A 24600-nucleotide genomic window follows, 5' to 3' on the forward strand; every position below is an offset into this window, starting at 1 on the left:
ACCTTTTCTCGCTTTCACCTCAAATAAGCGGAAGGTAGGGTGAAAGATCGCATCGTTGCCCTGATGCCTGGACTTGTCCGGAGCTTATCGCACTCTCCCAATTGCTGCGTCCAGAGAGTAAGGCAAGAAAGACCGCAGGAGGCATTTCCACAACAGACGGTGGCGTACCACGTCGATGAGTGGTTCCTTCAATCATTTGCACCGCGCCAAAAGGAGGAACCCGCACCTCAACACTTCGTCCGGGAGCGCAAGCAGCAAGTTCTTGAAGACCATATCGAACAGCAGTTCCCCACGTGCGACGGTCAACAGACTGCGCATCGTCGACGTTCAAACAACTCACGAGTGCTGCACGCCCTTGTAGAGGATCAATTTTTTTGGCTGCCATGATGTGTTCTCCTTATCCACCATGAGTGTAGTGATAAATAACCCCCCCCATTCCGTGAAGGAATCTGCCGAACACAACGTTTCTTCTCGAGCCGTGTAGCACGTGATGCCGGTTGGACAATCAACTAGGAGATAGTTCATGGTGTCATCAATGATCACGCTAGCCGTGTTGCTAGTGAGCAGCATGATTTAGAGCCATTGAGAAAAATGTTTGACTCCATTGTTACTAAGGGAAATAGCCTTCAAGTAGAACAAGTTAGACATGTACGTGAAATGTTAAGCATCTCTTTTCCAGTTTCACCGGGTGAAGCCTTAAATAAAGCACCCCATCAATCGGTCAGGAGACAAAGCCGTAAACCTTTGGGACGTGAGGGTTCTGGGCTAGAGATGTGAGTGGGGTTGAAACATACAAATTTGTATGTTTCAACCCCACTCACATCTCGCTCAAGGGAGCACAAGAACTATTGAGATTTCAGATCTTCCCACCAGGTGTCGAATGTAGAACTGACAGGCTTGTCAGAGACAACGCTACAAATAAACACGCGCTGCTCCTTGTCTTTCCATTCCTCCGATGTGGGAATACGCACTCCGCGATTGACCTTGTCAAGCAAGTCATTCTCACCTAACTGAGGGTAGGTATTGTAGAGCCATTCCAGGCATTTTTGGCCACCTTGTTGGGACAAAAACTCTTCACCTGGATAATCTTCGTAATCAAAGACATCCAACCTCTGTGTGACTTCTTCACTGTGTGGTGAAGTGCAATCTACTTTCTGGTCAGGATTTCCGTCTTTATCAACAGTCCAGCAAGTTCCAGGTTCGCCGTTCTTCACATACTCATTTGCAGAAGCAGAACTGCAACCTACCAAAGTAAAAGAAAGGCTCGTGGCGCAGAGAATGGAAAATACTGATTTTATGGGGGTATTTTTCATGATATTTCCTAAAAATCTGATTTCGGCTCTTCTACATTGTCAGGACAAGCCCACTGAGTCCCTACGCGGATACATACGTAGCAAATGTAATCAACGCCATTTTCAACTTTATGGTAAACGTTGTGCCCTACAACAACCTTTGACAATTCCCAAGGGTGGACAAGGACGCAACGGGAGGGATTAGCGCTCCATTGTGACGCAGGGCCAGGAAGGCGATGAAGCAGAGGCGACTGGTGCAACAGCGATCATTGCTAGAGCAGCGAGTGTTGCAGCCTTCTTCTTGAGTGACATAGCGACCTCCTTATTAGGTGTGATGTATAACACACCTTACTGTGAGAAGTGTATTATGTCCAGAGTTTTTCATAATGAGTATTTGTTTATTTCATGTTCACGATGACCCTAAAGCGCTCAATATTCTTGTAAGTTTCGAACGTGATGCCATTGTTATCTTGAGCAGTATCATGAGAACTAAAAGACAGGGGCTTCTTGAAATTGGTTTCATGGATTACGGTGAGCGAATCACTCTATTTCATGCGATGAAGGCGAGACGGCGTTATATCAACCGGTAATAGTGGTGTGAAGTGAACATCGATGTTCGTATGGAGATGAGCGAAGAAGAAAAAAATATCGCTGCCGAGTTCGGGGCTGGGTGGAGTGACGAGAAAATTGCAACTGCTCACACGCGGCTTGGCCCTGCTGCGGGGACTCTTCTCCCGGCATATCTGTCAAACATGCTCAAAGATAGGGCTAAACAAGAAGGCACTGATGAGGTGTCCGTTCTCCGTCATGCTCTTGAGGCTTACCTGATCCCACGTTGAACACTGCTTGTGTAGAGACTCCTTGAGCGAGCTAAAAGTTTCTTGGAATCTGGTAGGGGACGCCGGTAAATACCCACGCTCCCCTACGAGAGTCTCTGGTGTTGAGTTCTTCTCGGTTTTGTCTTACTTACGCTTCCAGTAGCACGTCAAGATGAATGTGCAGATGAAAGCAGTAAGGACAACAATCGGCGCTGACTACATAGAAGTCAGCGCCGATTGGTCAGTGAGTATTCTTCCAGCCTCAATAGGCAAGAAAAGTGGTGGGATCAGACGATTCCATGGGCAAGCATCACGTCAGCAACGCGAGTAAATCCGGCTGCGTTGGCGCCAAGAACATAGTCGCCAGGGCGCCCATATTCTTCGGCGGTGACCACACAAGAATCATGAATGTCGGTCATGATGTCAGTAAGTTTGGCTTCTGCAGTCTCAAAGTCCCAGCGAGTGCGGCTGGCGTTCTGTTCCATCTCCAGGGCCGAAGTTGCCACGCCACCAGCATTGGATGCCTTGCCGGGGGCGTAAAGAATTCCAGCCTGCTGGAATGCTTCGATAGCCTCCGGAGTAGAAGGCATGTTAGCGCCTTCGGCAACCACACCACATCCCTGACGCAACAGGGTGGCAGCGTTGTTGCCATCTAGTTCGTTCTGAGTTGCACAAGGTAATGCAACGTCACAGGGAACATCCCAGACGCGACCTTCAGTCACCAGGCGGGCACCGGGGCGGCGCTCAACGTAATCAGCCACACGGCCACGCTCAACTTCCTTGACCTGCTTGAGCAGTTCAAGATCCACACCCGCTTCGTCAACGACGTAACCAGAAGAATCAGAGAAAGTGATGCAGGTAGCGCCCAGCGCCTGGGCCTTTTCGATAGCGTAGATCGCGACGTTTCCTGCGCCGGAGACGGTGACGCGCTTGCCTTCAAGGCTCTGACCCTTGGTGGCGAGCATGGACTGGGCAAAGAGCACTGTGCCGTAACCGGTGGCTTCAGTACGAACGAGGGAACCGCCCCAGGCTAGCCCCTTACCAGTAAGGACACCTGCATCATAGGAGTTCTTCAGACGCTTGTACTGGCCAAACATATAGCCGATTTCGCGTCCACCGACGCCGATATCACCAGCGGGAACGTCAGTAGAAGGGCCAATGTGTCGGGAAAGTTCAGTCATAAAGGACTGACAGAAACGCATGACTTCGAGGTCAGACTTTCCGTGAGGGTCAAAGTCACTACCGCCCTTGCCGCCACCAATAGCCTGGTTGGTCAAGGCATTCTTGAAGATCTGCTCAAAACCAAGGAACTTGATGATGCCAACATTCACGGAAGGATGGAAACGCAGGCCACCCTTGTAGGGGCCAAGCGCAGAATTGAATTCAACGCGGAAACCACGGTTAACCTGTACCTGGCCATTATCGTCAACCCAAGGAACACGGAACATAATCTGACGCTCGGGTTCGACGATACGTTCAAGAAGACCGGCTTCGGCATAATGGGGGTGCTTGGAAATAACGGGCTCAAGGGATTCAAGAACCTCGCGCACTGCCTGATGGAATTCCGCTTCGCCTCGGTTGCGTTCAACAACCTGCTCGTAGACTTTTTCAACAACGTTCGTCATGGTTGTCCTTCATGGTGTGGGCGCCACCGTTCAGGTCATGGCCTAGTGAAAAAGCCCACCTGTGGCGCAGATCTATTCTTGCACCCTGCTGATGACATGCCTGAAACATCTTATTAATCGACGCCGTCAGGTCCGGTGCGGGCAGGCCTCGAGAATGCCGGTTTTTCCCTGCCATTACTACGCTTCGTCACGACCATACTCACCATAGAAGCACTGAGGCCGGCACATCCGTCCTCCTGTGAGACGTGACGAAGATTGCAGGAAATACGCGAGGTGGGGGTGGGGCGAGACTGAAAGTCTCGCCCCACCCCCACCTCGTCAAGGATCAGGCTTCAGCACGGACAGTGCGTGCTGCTGCAACGAGGTTGCGCAAACTTGCTTCTGTCTCTTCGTAAGCGCGGGTCTTCAGACCACAGTCGGGGTTCACCCAGACCTTTTCAGCACCCAGAGCATCGACGGCTGCACGAAGCAGGGTGGTGCACTCTTCTTCGCTGGGAACACGAGGAGAGTGAATATCCCACACACCAGGACCCAACTGACGCTCAAAGCCATGCTCTGCAACAGCGGGGAGAATGTCCATACGAGAGCGGGAAGCCTCAATAGAGGTAACGTCAGCATCAAGGTGATCCACGGCGTCGATCACCACGTCAAACTCGGAGTAGCACAGGTGAGTGTGAATCTGAGTTTGGGGCGCAGCACTTCCGGTGGCCAGGCGGAAGGATCCGACAGACCATTCGAGGTAAGCCTCGCGGTCTGCTACACGCAGCGGGAGAGTCTCACGGATGGCAGGCTCGTCAACCTGAATCACGCCGATGCCTGCGGCTTCGAGATCACTGACTTCATCACGCAGGGCCAGAGCGAGTTGGTCAGCAACCTGCGCTTTGTCCACATCATCACGGACGAAGGACCAGGCCATGATGGTCACGGGGCCGGTAAGCATGCCCTTCATAGGCTTCTCAGTCAGGGACTGTGCGTAGGAGGACCATTCCACGGTCATCGGTGCGGTACGGGTGACATCACCCCAGAGGATAGAGGGACGGGTACAGCGAGAGCCGTAAGACTGCACCCAACCGTGCTGAGTGGTGACGAAGCCATTAAGCAGTTCGGCAAAATACTGAACCATGTCATTGCGCTCAGCTTCGCCGTGAACCAACACGTCGAGACCGATGTTCTCCTGGAGGGAGACGACGTGCGCGATTTCGTCCTTCATGGCCTGGGTGTAGGCGGTGTCATCAATGTCGCCCTTGCGCCAGGAGGCGCGTGCGGCACGGATTTCGCGGGTCTGGGGGAAGGAGCCGATGGTTGTCGTAGGCAGGACAGGTAGGCCAAGACGCTCATTCTGGGCGGCAAGACGCTCAGCATAGGGAGCACGGGTGCGGTCGTCCTGAGTTACTGCAGCTACAGCCTCACGGACAGCACTAATGTTCACGCCGGGGTGAGCGGCACGTGCCTGGTGAGCAGCGGCGTCAGCATCAAGTTCTGCCTTGATTGCGGCACGACCTTCATGCAAGCCACGGGCCAGAGTAAGAACTTCACCAACCTTCTGATCAGCAAAGGCCAGCCACGAACGGATCTCGGGGGCGATACCGGTTTCACGTTCCACATCGTGGGGAACGTGTTGCAGAGAAGTGGAGGTGGAGACGGTGACGCGAGCGCTGGCGGGCAGGGCATCGCGCAACTGTTCAAGGGTAGTCAGGGCTGCCTCAAGGTTGGTTCGCCAGATGTTACGGCCGCTGACCACGCCGGCCACGACGGTCTTACCTTCGAGGAGGGATAGGTCCGCGTTGGCGGGGACTGGACCTGCAACAAGGTCTAGACCAATGGCTTCCACGTCAGTGGCTGCGAGAACGGGCAAGGCGTCTCCAAGGGAGCCATAGGAGCCGTTCACGAACAGTTGGGGGCGCTCAATAATGGCGCTGAGCCAGGTATAAGCGTCGCGGACAGCCTTGAGGACCTGCTGACGTTCGACGTCCCAGGCGTCACTGACAAGTGCAGGCTCATCAAGTTGGACCCATTCAACCCCTGCCTCATGGAGAGCCATCAGGAGATGTCCGTAGGCATGGAGGGTGTCCTGGAGACGATCGAGGGGGTGGAAGTTCTCACCAGCATGATCAGAGGGCTTGGCAAGGAGCAGGTAGGTCACAGGGCCAACCACGACAGGTCGCTGCGCTATGCCAGCTTCCTGGGCTTCACGGACCTGGTCCACGATTGCGGAGTCTACGTAGTCGATGGTGGTGTTTTCATCGAGTTCGGGTACCAGGTAGTGGTAGTTGGAGTCCATCCACTTGGTCATTTCCATGGCGGCGCGATCCCCCTCGCCACGCGCCAGGGTGAAGTAACCATCGAGGTTCACACCACCGGTGGAGGTGCGCAGAGACTCAAAACGTTCGGGCAGTGCGCCGATGGTGGTGGTAACGGCCAGAACTTGGTCGTAGTAGGTGAAGTCGCTGGGTTGAGCGTTGGCTTCACTCAGTCCCAATTCGCTCAAGCGTTCACGGGTTGCTCGACGGACATCGGCGCCTGCCTGGATGAGATCTTCCTGGCTGCTTGCGCCCTTCCAGTAAGCCTCAAGGGCTTTTTTGAGTTCACGGTCGCGCCCAATTCGGGGGTAACCGGCGATCGTCGCGGTGGGCAACGCTGCACTCTGCTGCGTCATCGTTCTCTCCTTGTTGTGAGGGGGATTCGCCGACGCCGAGTGGCGCGGCTTGTATTGTTCACGTGTAGGTTCCAGCGTGGCGCCGGAGGATGTAGCGGGATGGTTAGTTTGCGCTCACAAGGTACTGACCTAAGCAGAGGAGAATCTTCCTGCTGAACGGCGGATAGAGGTTTCTCCACCTGGCATAGCGTTGAGGTAACCGTGTCCGACCCACGACTGGGTATCTCGGTCAGGAGCAGAACCAGACAGGATTCGTCCGAGCCTGAGGTGGGAGACCACGTCGAGGGCTGGCCGGGGCCGGTTGAAGGTGTAGAGGTGCACGCCGGGTGCTCCCGCTTCGAGGAGGGCGCTGGCAAGGTTTAGTGTTGCGTCAATTCCTCGATTGAGACGTTCTGCTCCACGTACTTCAGTCAGACGTGAACGCAGTTCGTCCGGAACAGCCACTCCTGTGAGGGATTCCAGTCGGGTCAAGCGACCAATGTCAGTCAATGGCATGACTCCGGGGAGAATCGGTAAAGATAGGCCCACATATTGGCTGGCTCGCATAAGTGAGCAATAGTCCTCTTGACGGTAGAACACCTGGGTAATGGCGAAGTCTGCACCGGCTTCTTGCTTGGAGGCAAGAACATCAAGGTCCTCCAAGTGGCTAATGTTGGCGGGGTAGGCAGCCACAGCAATAGTCAGGTGCTTCTTGCCGTCAGCGAAGTAGTCGCGTTCGACTTCCCGAATAAGTGCCACGAGATCACTGGCAAAAGGTACTTCACTGACTACGTCCACGGGATTAACGCCTGCAGGGGCGTCTCCACGCAAGGCAAGGAAGCGACGGACGCCCTGATTAAGGAAGTCAGTAATGATGGTGATGAGGTCGTCGCGGGTGTAGCCGATGCAGGTGAGGTGGGCCATGAGAGGTACCTGGGACTTGCTAGCCACATAATCAGCCATGACCTGAGCATCATTGCGTTCACGATGCGCCCACACACGATCTTCCTCTTGGATGAATCGAGGGCGATAGGTTACGGAGACGAAATCCGGTTCAGTTAAGAGAAGGCGATCGATGCGCCCCCAGGTCTGAGAAAGGTCGGGGCCGAGACGCGGAGGGAAAAGTTCGAAACTTAACGTGGGGCGTGATGCAGTAGGGACGTTAAAATGCTCATCCGTGGTTGCACGGTGGCCAAGGGATGGTGTGCCGGGCTGCTGTGTCATGTCTTCGCTCCATCGGTCCTGGCTGAAGCACCCGCCTGATCGGGTTGCTGCGGCGTCATTGAACCAGGTCTCTCGGCCGCTCTGGATGGTGTGATAACACTATGGCACGTTAGTACAACAGCACAAATCTCAACTTGCTCCTGTGACACAGTTATCCCTCCCCCCCCCCCCCCCACGGGAAGGTCACAAGAGGGACCCACATCCTGGGCATGCCACCGCAATGACCCTACGCCGATTTGACCCTAAAGCCGAGCACATCAATACCTCGACATTAAAACGAGACTAAAAGTCTCATACTTGGGGGGGCGGGCCGCTTTGCGGCCCGCCCCCCAAGTTATCCCGGTTCTAAGAACTAGAGCATTGTCATACTTAACGCTCCCGCATCTCAGAAGAGTTCGGGAAGGGTAGCTTCAACGCTAGTTCGCAATTCGGCTACGTCAAGAATAAGCATCTGGCCATCTCCACCTTCAGCGAGAATATCGCCGCCGGTAATGGTGAGCAGTTCACCACCGGTAGTACCAAGGTTGACCACACGAATATCTTCAGCACCTGCTGCAGCATAAACAGCCTTCTGAGCACCCGGAGGAACAGCGATCACGGCACGGGCACCAGACTCGGAGAAAAGTGCAGTGAAATCGTCGATGTGATCGCGACGTTCCAGGCCCACCAGATCAATGTTGGCGCCCACTCCGTGGCGGAGTACGCAGTCAGCCAAAGTCTGAATAAGACCACCGGTAGAGCAATCGTGTGCTGCGCGGATGATCGGCTTACCATCGGGGCCGTCAGCCTCACTGAGGGCAATCAGCACGTTAGCCAGGCCAATTTCAGCATCAAGGTCAACAACGGGAGGCATACCGCCGAGGTGATCGTGAACTTCGCGGGCCCATGCGGAGCCGTCGAGTTCGTCGTCAGTACGGCCAAGCATGATGATGCTCAGGCCCTCTTCACTCCACCCGGAGGGGTTGGCGCGGCGCACGTCATCCATCACACCAAGCACGCCCACGACAGGGGTGGGGTTGATGGAGGAGTCGATCTGATTCTTTTGCTTGCCGTGGGAGTTATAGAGGGAGACGTTACCACCGGTGACGGGAATGCCTAGAGTCTTACAGCCGTCAGCAAGTGACTCGATAGCCTCGACCAGTTGCCACATGGCATCAGTGTCTTCCGGAGAACCGAAGTTAAGACAGTCAGTTACGGCCAAAGGACGTGCACCGACGGTAGCAACGTTCCGGTAGGACTCAGCCAGAGCCTGCTTAGCACCGGTGGCCGGATCCAACTTAGTGAACCAACCATTGGCATCAGTGGAGATGGCCACGCCGCGGTGAGTCTCTTCATCGACACGAACCACTCCGGCGTCGTCGGGCTGGCACAGTGCTGTGCCACCGCGGACGTAACGGTCATACTGGTTGGTCACCCATGTCTTTGCTGCCTGGTTGGGGCAGGTAAGAACAGTGCGGACCTGCTCGGCCAGTTCCTTGCCCGTTGCGGGATGCTCAAGACGATCGCTGGTATCAGCGTTGAGTTCGTCCTGCCATGCGGGGCGTGCGTAGGGGCGATGATAGGTGGGGCCTTCATGAGCGACGGTCTTGGGGTCCACGTCCACGATACGCTGACCAAAGTGGTCGATGGTCAGGCGACCGGAGCCGTTCACTTCGCCGATCACGGCAGCTTCCACATCCCACTTGTCCATGACAGCCATGAAGTCGTCAAGTTTGTCTGGGCTGACAACTGCCATCATGCGTTCTTGAGATTCGCTCATGAGGATTTCGCCTGCGGTAAGAGTGGGGTCACGCAAGAGGACGTTTTCGAGGTCCACGTGCATACCACCGTCACCATTAGAGGCAAGTTCACTGGTTGCACACGAAATACCAGCAGCACCAAGATCTTGGATACCGAGGACAAGGTCAGCATCAAACAGGTCAAGACAACATTCGATGAGGACTTTCTCCATGAATGGATCACCGACCTGCACACTAGGACGCTTGGCGGGCATGCCGTCTTCAAAGGATTCAGAGGCAAGGATGGAGGCCCCTCCGATACCATCTCCACCGGTACGTGCACCGAAGAGGATGACCTTATTACCTGCGCCGGAGGCATTAGCCAGATGGATGGAATCGTGTCGCAGCACGCCCACACATAGCGCATTGACCAAAGGATTCTCCTGATAAGAGGAGTCAAATTCGGTTTCGCCGCCAATATTGGGCAGGCCGAGGCAGTTACCGTAACCACCCACACCGGCTACCACACCGTGCACCACGCGGGCAGTGTCATCATGATCAACTGCGCCAAAGCGAAGTTGGTCCATGACAGCCACGGGACGTGCACCCATACTCATAATGTCGCGGACAATGCCACCCACACCGGTTGCTGCACCCTGGTAGGGCTCCACGAATGAGGGATGGTTGTGGCTTTCAACCTTGTAGGTCACAGCCCAACCGTCACCAATATCGACCACGCCGGCATTTTCACCCATGCCCACGAGCAGGTGCTGGCGCATCTCATCGGTGGTGGCTTCACCGAATTTCTTCAGGTGGATTTTGGAGGACTTATAGGAGCAGTGTTCTGACCACATGACGGAGTACATGGCTAACTCTGCATTGGTAGGACGGCGACCAAGAAGTTCCTTGATGGATGCATACTCATCGTCCTTGAGACCTAACTCGGCGTAGGGCATGGACGCATCGGGAGTTGCTGCTGCATCCTGGATAGTGTCTGGATGTTCCACGCTGGTGGAGTTGGGGTGGGCGGTGGTCTCTAACGCCATGGGTGCTCCTGAAAGACAATGGAGGGGGAAGGTGTGGAGAAAACCCTTCTCTTTCAAACTCTACCTGCGATTGCCTACCGTTCGCGCAAGACGTGCCTAAGGTGATGTGCACATTAACGTTTTGGCACCTTCCAGCAAAAACACCCCTCCAAAAGTGTGGCGAATCACATAAAAAGGGGGTTGAATCATGTCATGAGAACCATCGACACAGCCCCCCTCCCCCTATCCGATCTTTCTGAACGCATTAGCGATGAGGCTTATGCGCGAGTAGTGGCCACTCTCAAGGAGGGCTGCACTCGAGCAGCATCACGACAAATCTTCACAATTAGTCCCTCACGCGCCGATGCTCCCGGCGTTAGCGAAGCCATTGGTCCCCTTGTAGGTTATGCCCTTGGTGCTGGCGCTCCTGTTCTGCGCTACGTCATTGATGCCCCGGAAGACTTCCGCGCCTTGAGCACGCGCTTGACCGCTTTTCTTCATGGAAGTCGCGGTGACCGTAAGAATCTCAAGGACAAGGATCGCGACCTATATGAACATGTCTTGGCGTCGAACGCTGAGAACATCATCGACCAGGTACACGAAGGTGACATTGTCATCCTTCATGAACCCGCATGTGCCGGACTCACTCAAGCAATGAAACGCGCTGGCGCCTATGTGGTATGGCGTTTTCACGGCGGAACGGATGACCCCAACGAGTACAGCCAAATGGCCTGGGCCTTCCTTGAACACTATCTCGAGGACGCCGATGCTCTCGTATTCTCTCGCCCCTCCTATCGCCCTTCATTCATCGAGGAGGAACGCTGCCGCTTCGTCGCTCCCTCGATTTATCCCGAAAGCCCCAAGAACAGAGTGCTCGATTTAGATGAGTGCCATTCAGTGGTCCGCTTGGCTGGAGTTGTCCAAGGCAAGCCTCCTTTCGACGCTGTGGCCTTCGTACGTAGCGATGGCCGAGCCGATGCAATTCGCACCATGAAAAGTGTCATGTTAGCGGGAGGCCCACTTCCCGAGGGTTCTCGTCTAGTCACGCAAGTGTCTCGATGGGATGAACTCAAAGACATGTTGGGAGTAGCTAAGGCTTTCTCAGAGCATCTGACGCTCTTCCCGAACGACGTTCATCTTCTACTCATTGGCCCTGCCCTGAATGAGGAAGAAGGGGATCGTCATAGCGATACTGTTGCTCGCGAAGTCATTGAATTCGTTGAAAATCTGCCCAAAAATGTGGCCGATCGAATCCATGTGGCCGGCGTACCAATGAGCGATCGTGAAGTCAATGCATTAATTGTCAATGCTGTTCAGCGCATTTCCACGGTTATTACGCAGAAGTCGCTGGTGGAAGGCTTCGGCTTAACCGTAGCTGAGGCCATGTGGAAAAAGCGCCCTGTCGTCGCCAGTGCGGTAGGCGGCATTTTAGATCAGATTGAGGATGGAGTAACAGGCGTATTGGTGAGTCCCCCTGAGGATGGGCGTGTGTGGGCTGAATCTGTTGCCGAAGTATTAACACTCCCCCAGCGCGCTGACGACATGGGGCTAGCGGCTCACGAATACGTCCGAGAGAACTATCTCCCTGACCGCCATTTATGTGATGTGGTTGACGTACTCAGTTCCTTGTTTGATGAAAGGTAATGAGGGTGATGAGCGATTCATGACAGAAGTTTTCCACAGGTTTTTCCCACATCCTTGTGGATAAAAATGTGGAATCCTGAAATCAAGCGAATTCACCTGTGGTTAGGCTCGTGGAGACCAAAAAAAATTTGCGTCATAGAGATGACGCGATCGCCCACACTCCCGTTTTGACCTTAACCTCACCAGTCTGTTATGGGGGAGGAAGTGGCGGATTTCCGCCACTTCCTCCCCCATCAACACTTTTCCGCATGATTGCTAGACAGCATTACAAGGTCCATCTGTCAACCAGTTTTTACTCCACAGAAAACCGGCGGGGTTGACAACCGTTAACGATCATCAACCCCACCGGAAAGAAAGTATTCAATTGTTATCCACAGGTTATCCACATCTATTCAGGCTTGACATAGGCTCCTGTGTATGACTCAGCGAATGTTAATCAGCCTCAAGCAGTCACAAGACTAGTAAGCAGTGAGGTAAACAGGCCCAGGCCATCAGTTCCGCTACGCAACGCATCATCAGTATCCGGACCGAAGCCCTTCTCTACCGCATGCTCAGGGTGAGGCATCAAGCCCACAACATTTCCTTGAGCGTTGCAGACACCGGCGATGTTTCGTGCTGATCCGTTGGGGCTTTCGCCTACGTAACGGAAAACAACCTGTCCTTCACCCTCAAGACGATCAAGTTCCTCAGGAGATGCGATGAAGTTACCTTCACCATTCTTCATGGGAACCACGATGGTCTGCCCCTGAATGAACTGATGAGTAAAAGGTGTCAAAATGTTTTCTACGCTCAACGGCTGATCACGGCAGATGAACTTCTGGTGATCATTACGAATCAATGCGCCAGGAAGCAGATGCGCTTCAGTAAGAATCTGGAAGCCGTTGCAGATACCAAGCACCGGCATACCATTCTTGGCCGCTTCGATCACTTCATCCATCACCGGTGAGAATCGAGCAATGGCACCGCAGCGAAGATAATCGCCGTAGGAGAAGCCACCGGGGATAACCACTGCGTCAACATTGTGTAGGTCAGCATCTTTGTGCCAGAGGCTTACTGCCTGACCGCCCGCAAGACGCACTGCACGAGCAGCGTCAACTTCATCGAGAGTACCCGGGAAGGTGACTACACCGACGCGAACTCCGCTCACATCAGGGGTAGTAGATTCGTGAGAGGACTGGCTCACTGTTAGTCCTCCTGCACGGCGTGAACGGCCACCACGTCTTCAATGATGGGGTTGGACAGTAACTTCTCGGCAGCCTCAGCGGCAGCGTCGAGATGTTCCTGAGTGACTGGACCGTCAACGGTCAGTTCGAAGCGACGTCCTTGGCGGACTGCGGTGAACTGATCGAATCCGAGGCGTGGGAGGCTGCCCACTACTGCTTTTCCTTGGGGGTCAAGAATCTCTGGCTTGGGCATGACCTCAACGACGATGCGTCCCATCGGTGCTCCTGATCAAAAGGGGGAGGAGTTGTGCATGCTCAGCCTACCCGTTTCCCGCCCGAGTGCACGATTAATGCACGCGAGTGAGCCAGGAATGAGCAACTGCAATACATGTGATTCCCACGACGCCGCATAAAGTTGAACAACTCAACCACAATGCAGTGGGCAAAACCATGGCAAGAATTGCGCACACCAAACTGGCACATAAGAAAAAGCCGCCAACTGCTCCAGCAACGCCAGCAGGAGCAAATGACGTGGTATCCACGGTAGATGTTCCCATGATGGGATGCGCTTGGCTATCCATAGACACCTCAGAACCTTGCTGGCCATAGGCTCCGTAGGGGTCGTGGGCAATGATCTCCCCCTCAGTTAAGCCTGCAGCACCATCCAACACCGTGGGGGCCCAACGCTGATCCTCGTCGCGCAGCCGTGAAGCACCTGCCCAGGCCACATAGCCCGCGCCAGCAACCAGGCCAGCACCAGCGAGAACTGCTACCAGCCACGGAGGCATGAGGGGGTGACCTTCACGTGCGGCTTCAGCCAAATTCATCGCAGCGTTGGTCGCGATCAACACGCCAAGAATTGCAGCGGCTACTCCCCCGAAACGAAGTTTACGGGTGCCTTGCGGCCAAGGACTTCCCCGACGCCAAGCCCGATCAGTACGCTGGGCACGCCGGCCAATACCCCAGTCAGTTGAGAAAGAATCGTCAGTAAATCCATGCGAAGAGGACGACGATGAAGCAGTCTCGTGTGCGGCCTCTGATGGCGTGGACTGAGGATGCCCGGAGGAACGCGGGGCCCGTTGCTGAGCACCTCGCCAACGAGACGAACGTGGGACTTGCCGGTTCATAGCGCCCCCTGAACGATTCCTGCGATACCCACACCGATGAACACGAAGCCGATGGTGGCAAGGAAGAGGTGAGCCACTCTCAGCAAAGTCTCGCCGGTCGTGGTTCCAGCAAGATGATCATCAACCCATTGACCTGGGGCACTGGAGGCGACATACGTCGTCACGGCGCCACTAGTGACATCTGACAGTGTTAACTCGCGTTGACCGCACGCAAGTACACCGCGAGCACTAGGGTGTTCCAAAGGTCCGGCTTCGGCACGCAGCGTCAACGTAGCGTGAGGGTAACGCTCCGTTGGCTGATAATGACTATCAATGCCTTCGGTGCTTTGCTCGGCTCGCATACGTGCAATGCGCAGGCGAGGAGAGTTAATGACTGACCATCGCACGCCAACGCGCACACTGTTGACCAGAACAACTCCCACGATGAGAACGACGATTGCGCCAAATACTTGGGAGAGATCCTGCATTCCCAGAGCACCAGTGACAGCGGCAGCAATTCCGAGGATAAGGACGCCAACCACCGTCACGATGGTGAGAACCAGTTTAGGGCCTGGTTGAATGAGGTGTGAGGTCGGGCGCATGAAGTCATTCTTGCAGCGTTACTGAAAGTAATTGGCCTGCGGCACGCCCTGAAACATTAGAGAGGCAATGCTGTGCCCGTGAGTTGTTCATAAGCCTGGAGATAGCGCTGGCGGGTACGTTGAACCACATCATCAGGCAACTGGGGCGGTTGTTCTCCGCTGTTCTTGTCCCAGCCGGAAGCATCACTGGTGAGCCAGTCACGAACAAACTGCTTATCAAAACTAGGGGTCACATGTCCTTCGACCCATTCGTCACTGGGCCAAAAGCGAGAAGAGTCCGGAGTCAAGACTTCATCTCCTAGGACAATCACGCGTTCGCCGTTGTCATCAATACGCGCACCAAATTCAAATTTGGTATCAGCAACAATCACCCCACGTTCCGCAGCGATTTCGCGAGCACGCTGGTAGACGGTAATGCTCAACTCACGTAACCGTTCGGCGTCGTCAGCACCAATCATGTCCACAATGCGCTCAAAGGAAACGTTCTCATCATGGTCACCCATCTGCGCCTTGGCGGCGGGGGTGAAGATAGGTTTTTCAAGTCGGCTAGCTTCAGTGAGTCCTGGAGGAAGGGTAATGCCGCAAACACTTCCTAAGTCGCGATACTCATGCAAGCCTGAGCCAGTCAGGTAGCCGCGGACCACACACTCCACTGGGAACATGTCCAAACGCTGGCAAATCATAGCGCGATCCTTAACCACCTCCGGCACTTCAAGGCTAATGAGGTGGGTGGGAACAATGTCGCTCATTTTCTCAAACCACCAGACGCTCAGTGCGGTAAGGATTTTCCCTTTGTCTGGAATGGGGGTGGGCAGGATGAAGTCGTAGGCACTGATGCGGTCTGAGGCAACGACAAGTAAAACGTCTTTGCCATCCCATTCACTTCCTGAGGCAGGAGTGTAGACATCACGGACTTTGCCGGAGATGATGTGGTCCCAGCCGGGAACTTCGAGGGCTGTAGGAGCGGTGACAGTCATGGCTTCTCTTTTCAGCGTCCGGCTGCGATGTCTCGACGGGCGTATCCACCCGGAAGATCGATGCAGTTAAGTGCTTCGTAGGCGCGCTCACGCGCATGGGTAACGCAATCACCGAGGGCCACGATACTTAGGACGCGTCCACCTGCGCTGATGAGGTTGTCGTCATCGTCGCGTACGGTTCCTGCATGGAGGACGTGTACACCCTCAACCTTTTCCGCTTCCTCAATACCAGTGATGATTCCGCCAGTGATGGCGTTGGCAGGGTATCCAGGTGCCGCCAAAACCACATCGACTGCTGCCTGATGAGAGAAGGCCGGGGGCTCGACCTCGTCAAGTTTCCCTTCGGCTGCCGCCAAAAGCAGTTCGGGAAGGGAGGATTGAAGGCGCGCAAGAACAGCTTGGGTTTCGGGGTCCCCAAAGCGGACATTAAATTCCACAACCTTCATGCCACGCGAGGTCATGGCAAGACCACAATAAAGCAGGCCGATGAAAGGAGTACCACGACGTGCCATTTCATCAACAACGGGCTGGGCGACCTTCTCAACGACCTGTTGGCCAATGTCCTCAGGTGCCCAGGTGAGGGGGCTATAGGCGCCCATGCCTCCGGTATTAGGACCGGTGTTGTTCTCGCCGTGACGTTTGAAGTCTTGCGCGGGAGCAAGGGGGTAGACCCGAGTACCATCACAAACGCAGAACAGAGAGATCTCAGGTCCATCAAGGTAATCCTCGATGAGGACCGCTCCATGTTCTTTACTCAAACATGCGCTGGCGTGGTCGAGAGCTTCTTGGCGATCTTCGGTAACAACCACACCTTTTCCTGCGGCCAAACCATCATCTTTAACAACATAGGGGGCGCCGAAGTCCTCAAGCGCTTGTTCAACTTGGTCCATGGTTGTGCACACGTATGCGCCAGCGGTAGGCACCTGTGCAGCTTCCATGATTTCCTTAGCAAAGGCTTTAGATCCTTCGAGTTGTGCTGCTTCCTTTCCCGGCCCAAAACAGGGGAATCCGGCTTCCCGCACTGCGTCAGCCACGCCTGCGACCAGTGGGGCTTCTGGACCGACGACGACAAGATCCGCTTCCATCGACCGCGCAAGTTCTACTACCGACGTAGCACATGTGGGATCCACAGCAATATTCGTGGCAATACTTGCAGTTCCGGGATTTCCGGGGGCAACAACGAGGCGGGTAGTTTCGGGGGCATGAGCGAGGGCTCGGGCCAAAGCGTGTTCACGGGCACCGGAGCCAAGAAGCAGAATGTTCACGATCTAAGCCTAATGGTTATGACTGCTATGTGCGTATATAAATGTGAGTAGCTCCGCGTAAGGTTGGTAGAGGTAACAGGAGATGACCCTGGCAATATTCGCGTTACTGCACTACATGACGCTTTGGGCTGGGTTGTTCGATGAGATTCGTTGACCTAAGGAGGCCTTCGTGGCGACGCACAAGAGCCCTGCTTATCGTTGCTCAGAGTGTGGACAGGCCTACCCGAAGTGGGTGGGACAGTGCCGTCATTGCCAATCGTGGGGCAGCGTTGAAGAAACGCAAAGTCCTTCGATGGTGCTGCGATCCACCACGGTTACATCCCCTATCACACCCGCACTTCCCATCGCAGAGGTTAACCGTGAACAAGCTCAGGCACGTTCCACCGGAGTAGGAGAATTTGATCGGGTTCTCGGTGGAGGCATTGTTCCTGGTGCTGTGGTTCTTCTTGCTGGGGAGCCAGGCGTTGGCAAGTCCACCCTACTTCTTGACGTGGCGGCGCAGGCAGCTCGTCAGGCTCGTCAGCACGGGTGGGGACCAGTGCTATACGTGACAGGCGAAGAATCTGCTTCGCAGGTGCGTCTTCGTGCTGAGCGCATTAATGCACTTGATGATGACTTGTTACTTGCGGCAGAAACTGATTTAGGTGCTTTGCTAGGGCATGTTGAAGCAGTTAACCCCTCACTGTTAGTAGTCGATTCTGTGCAAACAATAGCCAGTTCGCAGGTGGATGGCTCTGCCGGTGGAGTGACTCAAGTTCGAGCAGTGTCCGCCGCACTTATCGCCGTAGCGAAAGAACGAGCCATCCCTGTTCTCCTAGTAGGGCATGTGACTAAGGATGGGGCTATTGCCGGGCCTCGCGTACTTGAGCACCTAGTTGATGTGGTGTGCCAGTGCGAGGGTGAACGTCATGGCCGGTTGCGCCTGTTGCGTGCGGTAAAAAACCGTTTTGGCCCAACCGATGAGGTGGGCTGTTTTGATCTCAATGAGCGTGGCATCGAGGGCCTAGCAGATCCATCGGGGTTGTTTTTATCGGCGGCCCGCAGCCAGGTGCCAGGCACGTGCGCCACCGTGACCTTGGAGGGGCGCCGCCCCATGCCAGTGGAGATTCAGGCCTTGGTTGCTCCTACGCATGCAGGGTCACCACGCCGCACTACCTCTGGAATGGACCATGCTCGCGTAGCGATGACCTTAGCCGTGCTAGGTGCGCGGCTCCGCGTGGATACGAGCAGTAGCGATGTGTATGTTTCGACGGTCGGCGGTGCTCGTGCAGTGGAACCGGCTACGGATGTTGCTGTGGCGATTGCCGTGGTGAGCGCGGCTCGTAACCTGCCTACTGCACCTCATCTTGTTGCTTTTGGTGAGGTGGGGTTGACCGGAGAGGTCCGTGCTACCTCGGGTATTGAACGACGTTTAATTGAAGCGTCACGTCTTGGTTTTACTCAGGCAATCATCCCTGCTCATGGGCAGTCGGAAATCAAGAAAGTTCCTGGCATTGAGGTCATCACAGTCAATAATCTTGCTCATGCTATTGATGCCGCGCTCAACACTAGTGATTAAGAGCGAATAGCCAAGGCTTCTGTCTACAGAAGTTTCTTTACTTGAGGACGAGCACCTTGGGATCACCCACGGGCTTTCCGTCCATGGTGAGTTGGAGACGGTAAGTTCCCGCTTTGGCTTTAGGGCCGCCCTCGTCACATGAGGTGCCTTTGACGGTTCCGGGCCATGTGATGGTGAAGGGGTTGGCAGCCTCACCGGGGGAAACGAGAAGTTCATGGTCTGGCTCTTCGCTCACGCATTCCATGGCATCCCACAGGGTGGCTTCACCGCTAGTGACGATGAGATTAAAGTGTTTGCTTCCCGTATCGAGGACACACGCTTCGGTGCCTTTATTTGTCATCGTGACGGTAACAGTTACCGGTTCGCCTGCCTTGACTTCGATTGGTGCATCGATCTGCGCATCAAGGGCACTGGCTACGCAGGCACTAGGCGCCGGCCAGAATGTTTGGACGCTGCTAGCGGCTGCTTCTTGGTCTTGACGCTGGATTTCGTGACTGAGGGCTTTCATTCCCTGCATCACTGCCCACACGGCAGCAGCCATGAGTGCTACCACGATGATGACAGCAATGGTGCGGCGCAGAACGTAATTGGGTTGTGCGGGACGCTGTGGGCGGTGGGGGCCTCGGGAGTCACGACCTTGATGGCTGCTCTGTGGCTGGCGTGACGAACGTCCCGGTTTGCTTTGCCGCTGCGTTGCCGCACCTTGACTTCCTCGCTGTGGGCGTACCTGCGAGACCCCTGATGGATTCGCTCCAACGCTGGCACGTTGCCTGGTTTGTCCATCCTGGCTCGATCCATGTGAACGGCCACGTGATGATTGAGCCCGAGTACCGTCAAAGTGGGTAGGGCCTTCGGAGCGAATCCGTGAGCGGGTTGAACGTTGCTGGCGCTGGGGCGCATCTCCACTGGAGGATCGGCGATGCATGGCAGAGGAGGGATTTGAGGCCCCTTGACGTCTGGCGCGCGAGCGCGGGGGGTGCTGATTCTTCCTGCCTGCCATGGTCGGCACTTTACCGGGATTCACGAAGGGCTGGTTTGAGCCCACGCAGGCTGATGCGTACTCGGTAGCACTCTGAGTGTTTTAGGCTTTCCCTCATGTCCTGCTCTGATGATTCCTTATGGATGTTTGAGCGCCTAACTCAGTGGTTTCATATTGCTGAGCGTCCATTGGCGTGGCGTGCGAAGGGAACCAGCCCGTGGGGGGTGTTGCTCAGTGAAGTGATGAGTCAGCAGACTCCTGTCTCTCGCGTGGAACCAATGTGGCTGGAGTGGATTGAGCGTTGGCCCACGCCAACTGATTTGGCGGCAGCTTCAACAAGCGATGTTCTCGCTGCGTGGGGACGTTTAGGTTATCCACGACGAGCTTTGCGTCTTCATGAATGCGCTCGAGCAATCCGTGATATCTACGGTGGTCAGTTGCCTGCGGACATAGAGTTGCTGGAGCAGTTACCTGGAATTGGTTCGTACACGGCCGCTGCGGTGGCATCTTTTGCTTTTCATCGCCGCGCGGTAGTGCTAGATACGAATATTCGTCGTGTTTTTGCGCGTTTTTATGGTGGCGCAGCATTACCACCACCCTCTCCTCGTGCCAGTGAGCGTCATTTAGCTGCGCAATTGCTTCCCGAGGACGATGAGGATTCCGCGCTGTGGAATGTGTCCGTGATGGAGTTGGGTGCGCTGCTGTGTAAATCGCGTTCTCCATTGTGTGACCAGTGCCCGCTCAGCGAGCGCTGTCGGTGGTTTGTCGAGGGGCAACCTGCCGATGAGTTTGCTTCTCGACGCCGTACCCAGGCTTGGCATGGAACGGATCGCCAGGCACGAGGCCGGATCATCGCGCTTCTTCGTGAGCATCACTCAGCCACGCTGGCGGCATGTTTACGTGCGGCCACCATTCCTGGAGGTGATAATGCCCAGCCGAACAGGGCTGTGCGAACTCTCACCGAGGATGGGTTAATTCATGAACTAGCCAATGGGGACTATGCGTTGGGTTCAGCCCCTGCGGGCGAATAATCGTTCGTCGGTGACAAAGTAAAGGATTAAAGCAGTTGGGTGGGGGCGCCGCTTCGCGGCGCCCCCACCCAACTGCTTATCAACGGTTGTTTGCTACCTCAACGTTTCTCAGGTAGCACACTCATCCTCAGTCGGCCAGAGGGTGAATAATAACGCCCTGGACCACGCGGTTCACATCACCGGCGGGGAAGGGGTTGTCAACGTTCTTGTCGAGTGCGGCAGAGGTAAACACACCCATGAACTGTGCGACGAGAATATGGACAACTGCAACGAATGCGTCGGGCACCTCAGCAAGTCCGGGCCATACCCAAGCGTTATCTACCTCAAGGTCCTTACCTGCAATAGCTAGGACAGCTTCAGTTCCGAGGTTTCCACGCAGTTCGTTAAGAATATCCACATCGTACTGGCGGGTGTAGGGATCGGAGGAAATGAAAACAAACGCCTGGGTGGTTTCGTCAATGACGGCCTTGGGGCCGTGACGGAAGCCCATGGAGGATTCGTAGAAGGAGACCAGGTCACCAGCGGTAAGTTCGAGGAACTTCAGTCCTGCTTCATGAGCAAGACCACGCAGCGGGCCGGAGCCTAAGTAGACCACACGCTTGGGCAACTTCGTGGCCAGTGCGCGGATGTCATCCTGACGCTCAGCGACAACGTAATCACCGGCAGCAGCAAGGGGCTCAATAAGATCCACGGAACCTGCGCCAAGCAGCACCAGTGAGCTAAGCAGCATGCATGTGAAGGAACTGGTCATCGCGAATCCCTTGTCGTTGGAGCCATCAGGCATGAGAACGACGAGAGAGCCTTCCTTACCGCTGCGGCCAACGGCCAATTGTCCCTCGGGGGCGCAGGTAAGAACGAGATGGTAGACCTCGGAGAGAACCTGGTCAGCCAGTTCCGTAGCAGCCAAAGATTCCGGTGAGTTACCAGAACGTGCGAAACTCACCAGGAGGGTGGGTACGTCCTGAGCAAAGGACTCATAGGGATTAGAGACGATGTCCGTGGTGGGGACTGCTTCAACGCGGCGTCCGGTTGCCCGGGCGATGGCAGGAGCAGCGATTTCGCCAACGAATGCGCTCGTGCCGGCACCGGTCAGGATGATGCGGAGATTGTCCTTAGCAAAGAGGGGCTTGAGGAATGTTTCATGTTCGTCGCGGCCGTCGGTCAGGATGGTCGCTAGATCGCGCCATTTGTCGATCTGTCCGCATACCTCTTGGTAGGTCACTGCTTGGGTGTAGTCAGTCATTGAAAGTCTTTCTTGTGTGAAGTCTTGTCACGCAGATCAGGCGTGGTCAGTTGTTGCGGTGGCAGGCGTCTGCGTAGGGGCGGATGGCATCACGAACTCGGTCGATGAGTAATGCCTCGGGATCCTTGGCAAGCAGCCCTTCGCGAACACGCTCATACTGCAAAGGCATGTACTGGCTCAGGAGGGGCTCAGGGATTTCTACTTCGGCGAGGTTATCCATGAGCGTCTGGCGAGCCTTCTTAATCTCAGCATCAGGCCAGTAGTAACGCATGCGGTCGGAGTAGGAGTAACGGCGTGCAATGCGCTGCTCATCTTCATCACCGGTGTAGTAGACCTCCCATTTAGCAGGTTCTGCCACCATGCGATCTTCAATGACCTGGCGGAGGTTAGAGCGCTTATCTGCATCGATGAGTTCGTCTTCGATATGAGACAAGGCAAATAGGCCTTCGCGAAGGTTGAAAGTCAGTCCCGGACCAACCTTGAGGATTGCCCAGTGGTCGCGGACAAGTTGAGCAAGGTTAGCGGGTGTCTGGTAATCAGTGGAGTGCGCTTCGAAAACCAGGGTGGGTTCGTCATCGAGGACAGTGCGTAATTCCTTCGTGCCCTCAGAGACGTAGTCAACGACCTTAAGATGATCAAATTCCACCGCAGGCTGGACCACGAGTGCGCTGATCTTGGGCCATACCTCAGTCAAACCCACCGCATCGAATGCTGCACGATGTGCGGCGAGGGTTTCCTTGGCTGCATCGGGTGAGGTGGGGGTGATTTCGCCAAGTTCTTCCTGGTGGCCGCCGGGAACGGGAACCTCAGTACCAATCACGTAGCGAACCTGGTCAGCGGTGCCGGCCTTCTGTGCGCCTTCTTCTGCGGCCACGAGCATGCGTGCAGCACGCTCAGCGGCAATCTCATCAGTGATGGGGTAGGGATCGCCCTTGCAGGAGAAAGAACAATCCAGGTGGATCTTGGTGTAGCCAGCTTCTGCGTAGGCACGCACCAGATCAACGGCCTTGACCATGGCGGATTCGGGTTCTTCCTTCTGCCAGGTGTTGGGGCCCAGGTGGTCACCACCGAGGATGATGTCATCGTGAGCGAGTCCGACTTCATCGGCGATGGAGTACACCATGTCGCGGAAGTCAGCAGGCTTCATGCCGGTATATCCACCGAATTGGTCGACCTGGTTAGAGGTAGCTTCGATGAGAACGCTAGTTTCGTCTTCGCGAGCTTGGATAAGGCTGGCGCGGATAACAGTGGGATCTGCTGAACAAATGGAGTAGATGCCGACGTTGGCTCCACCCTTGTGAGCAGCGATGATCTCTGGGTAGTTCATGAGGGACCCCTATGGTTGAAAATGATTGTTCCCACCTCCAATCATGCAGCATCAATCATTAATTGTCCACGGAGAACCCCCAGTTCATCGCGATTTTTTCGCATGTTTTCAATACTCTGAGTGATGTTGACGAGTTTGCGTCATCACATCGCTCACCGAAGCGCTCAGCACAGTTACCAACACAAGCGACAGGCCTCAAAGCCTCCCGCCCCTCTCACTAGGAGCGGCCCCACCTAGCGAATACTCCACGACCAATTCCTCTCCCCCATTCACAAAACGCCCTCTCCCCTTACGCACGAGCAGTGGGGGTGGTAGGTACCGAGGCGAGAATACGAACAGTTTCGCGGGCTAACGCATCATCAAGAATGATGTCGGTAGCCACTTTGGCGCGAATGGCAGCCGCAACAGCTTGAGCTTTAGCAACGCCCGCGGCCACGAGCACACGGTGAGGCAACGTACGCAACTGTGCCGGTGTGGGGCCGGTAGCCCGCTGGTTAATATCAATATCCCCATAGGAACCATCTGATCGAAGGAACACCGTGCAGACATCCGCCACCACTCCTTCTCGCGCAAGAACAGCCCTATCTGCTGCGGAAAGGTAACCACCTTGGTGAACTTGACTAGGCACAGGACCATTCATCGACCCCACGCCGAATACAGCCATATCGGTACGAGCTTGAACATCGAGAACACGCATGATGGAGCGCTCACGCCATAAGGCTTGACGCGTGGCGGCATAGTCAAAAAATGCAGGAACAGGAAAGTGGACAACTTGAGCATCAAACGCGCTGGCTGCACGGCGAAGAATAGAATCCACGTAGGGCACGCCTGACTGTTCCGAATTAGCGGCACCATTGAGTTGAACCACGATGGAATCAGGGATAACCCGTGGAGAGAGGCTGCGAACCACTTCGGCCACGGTAGTCCCCCAAGCTAAACCAAGAGTTGCTCCTGCAGTCATGGATTCACTCACTACGTCTCCAGCAACTGCGGCAACTTGTTCAAGGCGATGAATTTCAGTGGCCCCACTACGAACAGGGACAACGCGGACATGGGCGCCAGAGACTTTTTCAAGGGCGCGCGCACTCGAGTCTCCCCCACCAGGTTCATTGAGAGAAATACGAACAAGTCCAGTAGAGCGAGCATAGGCTAGCAATCGGGAAACCGTAGAGCGTGAAACCCCAAGGTGGCGTGCCACACCCTCCATAGTTTCATCTTGAAGGTAGTACATGGAGGCAGCACGGAACGCTAAACCATCGCGCGAGCTGGTCATTCATACTCTTTCGTCAAATCACCCTAAATCGGTGAGTGGCATATCACAATCACTTCATCTTACGGGGTTGACGAGCCTTACCCACGCCATTTAGG

20 protein-coding genes and 1 riboswitch are annotated in these 24600 nt (G+C 55.2%); of the genes, 4 read left to right on the forward strand and 16 right to left on the reverse strand.

Annotated elements, in window-relative coordinates:
• Positions 1–19 precede the first annotated feature (19 nt).
• Together A9753_RS06565 and A9753_RS06570 are read right to left on the reverse strand one after the other, a co-directional pair.
• On the reverse strand, positions 20–385 hold the full coding sequence (locus tag A9753_RS06565) for a sterol carrier family protein (RefSeq protein ID WP_067782077.1): 366 nt from the start codon (positions 383–385) through the stop codon (positions 20–22).
• 460 nt (positions 386–845) lie between these two features.
• On the reverse strand, positions 846–1313 hold the full coding sequence (locus tag A9753_RS06570) for a septum formation family protein (RefSeq protein WP_141673343.1): 468 nt from the start codon (positions 1311–1313) through the stop codon (positions 846–848).
• A gap of 581 nt (positions 1314–1894) precedes the next feature.
• Here A9753_RS06570 and A9753_RS06575 point away from each other — a divergent pair.
• On the forward strand, positions 1895–2131 hold the full coding sequence (locus A9753_RS06575) for a hypothetical protein (protein ID WP_067782084.1): 237 nt from the start codon (positions 1895–1897) through the stop codon (positions 2129–2131).
• A gap of 266 nt (positions 2132–2397) precedes the next feature.
• Here the strand turns inward: A9753_RS06575 and gdhA are convergent, their stop codons facing one another.
• From gdhA to purL, 4 genes are all read right to left on the reverse strand, one after another.
• Complete coding sequence (gene gdhA, locus A9753_RS06580) at positions 2398–3735, reverse strand: NADP-specific glutamate dehydrogenase (protein ID WP_067782087.1); 1338 nt, start codon at positions 3733–3735, stop codon at positions 2398–2400.
• 325 nt (positions 3736–4060) lie between these two features.
• The gene (metE, locus tag A9753_RS06585) at positions 4061–6391 is read right to left on the reverse strand and encodes a 5-methyltetrahydropteroyltriglutamate--homocysteine S-methyltransferase (RefSeq protein ID WP_067782090.1); all 2331 of its coding nucleotides are present in this window, start codon (positions 6389–6391) and stop codon (positions 4061–4063) included.
• Between the two features lie 129 nt (positions 6392–6520).
• Entirely contained in the window at positions 6521–7594 is a 1074-nt protein-coding gene (locus tag A9753_RS06590) for a methylenetetrahydrofolate reductase (RefSeq protein WP_083090377.1), read from the reverse strand.
• 6 nt (positions 7595–7600) lie between these two features.
• A riboswitch (SAM riboswitch) is annotated at positions 7601–7686 on the reverse strand.
• Between the two features lie 293 nt (positions 7687–7979).
• The gene (gene purL / locus A9753_RS06595; RefSeq protein ID WP_067782093.1) at positions 7980–10358 is read right to left on the reverse strand and encodes a phosphoribosylformylglycinamidine synthase subunit PurL; all 2379 of its coding nucleotides are present in this window, start codon (positions 10356–10358) and stop codon (positions 7980–7982) included.
• 192 nt (positions 10359–10550) lie between these two features.
• Here purL and A9753_RS06600 point away from each other — a divergent pair, with 192 nt between their 5' ends.
• Positions 10551–11981: a glycosyltransferase gene (locus tag A9753_RS06600; RefSeq protein ID WP_067782095.1), complete on the forward strand. Its 1431-nt coding sequence runs from the start codon at positions 10551–10553 to the stop codon at positions 11979–11981.
• A gap of 442 nt (positions 11982–12423) precedes the next feature.
• Here the strand turns inward: A9753_RS06600 and purQ are convergent, their stop codons facing one another.
• From purQ to purD, 6 genes are all read right to left on the reverse strand, one after another.
• Complete coding sequence (purQ, locus tag A9753_RS06605) at positions 12424–13164, reverse strand: phosphoribosylformylglycinamidine synthase subunit PurQ (RefSeq protein WP_245637390.1); 741 nt, start codon at positions 13162–13164, stop codon at positions 12424–12426.
• A 2-nt stretch (positions 13165–13166) separates the two neighbouring features.
• Entirely contained in the window at positions 13167–13421 is a 255-nt protein-coding gene (gene purS / locus A9753_RS06610; protein WP_067782097.1) for a phosphoribosylformylglycinamidine synthase subunit PurS, read from the reverse strand.
• Positions 13422–13491: 70 nt separating this feature from the next.
• Positions 13492–14271, reverse strand: a complete 780-nt coding sequence (locus A9753_RS10035) for a PsbA protein (protein WP_245637391.1) — start codon at positions 14269–14271, stop codon at positions 13492–13494.
• Positions 14268–14852 (reverse strand): hypothetical protein, encoded by a 585-nt coding sequence (locus tag A9753_RS06620; RefSeq protein WP_067782100.1) that lies wholly within the window; start codon positions 14850–14852, stop codon positions 14268–14270. Before A9753_RS06620 ends, A9753_RS10035 begins: the two co-directional genes overlap by 4 nt.
• Before the next feature lie 56 nt (positions 14853–14908).
• Complete coding sequence (locus A9753_RS06625) at positions 14909–15829, reverse strand: phosphoribosylaminoimidazolesuccinocarboxamide synthase (protein ID WP_067782101.1); 921 nt, start codon at positions 15827–15829, stop codon at positions 14909–14911.
• Positions 15830–15840: 11 nt separating this feature from the next.
• On the reverse strand, positions 15841–17094 hold the full coding sequence (purD, locus tag A9753_RS06630) for a phosphoribosylamine--glycine ligase (protein WP_067782104.1): 1254 nt from the start codon (positions 17092–17094) through the stop codon (positions 15841–15843).
• 169 nt (positions 17095–17263) lie between these two features.
• Here purD and radA point away from each other — a divergent pair, with 169 nt between their 5' ends.
• The gene (gene radA / locus A9753_RS06635) at positions 17264–18652 is read left to right on the forward strand and encodes a DNA repair protein RadA (protein WP_067782109.1); all 1389 of its coding nucleotides are present in this window, start codon (positions 17264–17266) and stop codon (positions 18650–18652) included.
• A gap of 37 nt (positions 18653–18689) precedes the next feature.
• Here radA and A9753_RS06640 read toward each other — a convergent pair whose 3' ends face one another.
• Entirely contained in the window at positions 18690–19577 is an 888-nt protein-coding gene (locus tag A9753_RS06640; RefSeq protein WP_067782112.1) for a hypothetical protein, read from the reverse strand.
• Positions 19578–19747: 170 nt separating this feature from the next.
• Here A9753_RS06640 and A9753_RS06645 point away from each other — a divergent pair, with 170 nt between their 5' ends.
• Entirely contained in the window at positions 19748–20662 is a 915-nt protein-coding gene (locus tag A9753_RS06645; protein WP_067782115.1) for an HhH-GPD family protein, read from the forward strand.
• 127 nt (positions 20663–20789) lie between these two features.
• On the opposite strand, the gene A9753_RS06650 is transcribed toward A9753_RS06645, so the two are convergent.
• The 3 genes from A9753_RS06650 to A9753_RS06660 form a co-directional block, all read right to left on the reverse strand.
• On the reverse strand, positions 20790–21905 hold the full coding sequence (locus A9753_RS06650; RefSeq protein WP_067782117.1) for an SIS domain-containing protein: 1116 nt from the start codon (positions 21903–21905) through the stop codon (positions 20790–20792).
• A 46-nt stretch (positions 21906–21951) separates the two neighbouring features.
• Complete coding sequence (locus A9753_RS06655) at positions 21952–23232, reverse strand: D-tagatose-bisphosphate aldolase, class II, non-catalytic subunit (protein WP_067782120.1); 1281 nt, start codon at positions 23230–23232, stop codon at positions 21952–21954.
• Positions 23233–23521: 289 nt separating this feature from the next.
• Positions 23522–24505: a sugar-binding transcriptional regulator gene (locus A9753_RS06660; RefSeq protein WP_067782122.1), complete on the reverse strand. Its 984-nt coding sequence runs from the start codon at positions 24503–24505 to the stop codon at positions 23522–23524.
• Between the last annotated feature and the right edge of the window lie 95 nt (positions 24506–24600).

Origin of the sequence: Actinomyces vulturis (assembly GCF_001687305.1) — a bacterium.
Classification (GTDB): domain Bacteria; phylum Actinomycetota; class Actinomycetes; order Actinomycetales; family Actinomycetaceae; genus Actinomyces; species Actinomyces vulturis.

What these genes read in the sequence shown, in the direction of transcription:
- A9753_RS06625 (WP_067782101.1), bottom strand. Translation starts at nt 15,829, where the DNA reads ATGACTGTCACCGCTCCTACAGCCCTCGAAGTTCCCGGCTGGGACCAC.
- A9753_RS06655 (WP_067782120.1), bottom strand. Translation starts at nt 23,232, where the DNA reads ATGAACTACCCAGAGATCATCGCTGCTCACAAGGGTGGAGCCAACGTC.
- A9753_RS06640 (WP_067782112.1), bottom strand. Translation starts at nt 19,577, where the DNA reads ATGCATCGCCGATCCTCCAGTGGAGATGCGCCCCAGCGCCAGCAACGT.
- A9753_RS06660 (WP_067782122.1), bottom strand. Translation starts at nt 24,505, where the DNA reads ATGACCAGCTCGCGCGATGGTTTAGCGTTCCGTGCTGCCTCCATGTAC.
- purL (WP_067782093.1), bottom strand. Translation starts at nt 10,358, where the DNA reads ATGGCGTTAGAGACCACCGCCCACCCCAACTCCACCAGCGTGGAACAT.
- purS (WP_067782097.1), bottom strand. Translation starts at nt 13,421, where the DNA reads ATGGGACGCATCGTCGTTGAGGTCATGCCCAAGCCAGAGATTCTTGAC.
- metE (WP_067782090.1), bottom strand. Translation starts at nt 6,391, where the DNA reads ATGACGCAGCAGAGTGCAGCGTTGCCCACCGCGACGATCGCCGGTTAC.
- A9753_RS10035 (WP_245637391.1), bottom strand. Translation starts at nt 14,271, where the DNA reads ATGAACCGGCAAGTCCCACGTTCGTCTCGTTGGCGAGGTGCTCAGCAA.
- A9753_RS06570 (WP_141673343.1), bottom strand. Translation starts at nt 1,313, where the DNA reads ATGAAAAATACCCCCATAAAATCAGTATTTTCCATTCTCTGCGCCACG.
- A9753_RS06590 (WP_083090377.1), bottom strand. Translation starts at nt 7,594, where the DNA reads ATGACACAGCAGCCCGGCACACCATCCCTTGGCCACCGTGCAACCACG.
- A9753_RS06645 (WP_067782115.1), top strand. Translation starts at nt 19,748, where the DNA reads ATGTCCTGCTCTGATGATTCCTTATGGATGTTTGAGCGCCTAACTCAG.
- A9753_RS06650 (WP_067782117.1), bottom strand. Translation starts at nt 21,905, where the DNA reads ATGACTGACTACACCCAAGCAGTGACCTACCAAGAGGTATGCGGACAG.
- A9753_RS06565 (WP_067782077.1), bottom strand. Translation starts at nt 385, where the DNA reads ATGGCAGCCAAAAAAATTGATCCTCTACAAGGGCGTGCAGCACTCGTG.
- gdhA (WP_067782087.1), bottom strand. Translation starts at nt 3,735, where the DNA reads ATGACGAACGTTGTTGAAAAAGTCTACGAGCAGGTTGTTGAACGCAAC.
- A9753_RS06620 (WP_067782100.1), bottom strand. Translation starts at nt 14,852, where the DNA reads ATGCGCCCGACCTCACACCTCATTCAACCAGGCCCTAAACTGGTTCTC.
- A9753_RS06600 (WP_067782095.1), top strand. Translation starts at nt 10,551, where the DNA reads ATGAGAACCATCGACACAGCCCCCCTCCCCCTATCCGATCTTTCTGAA.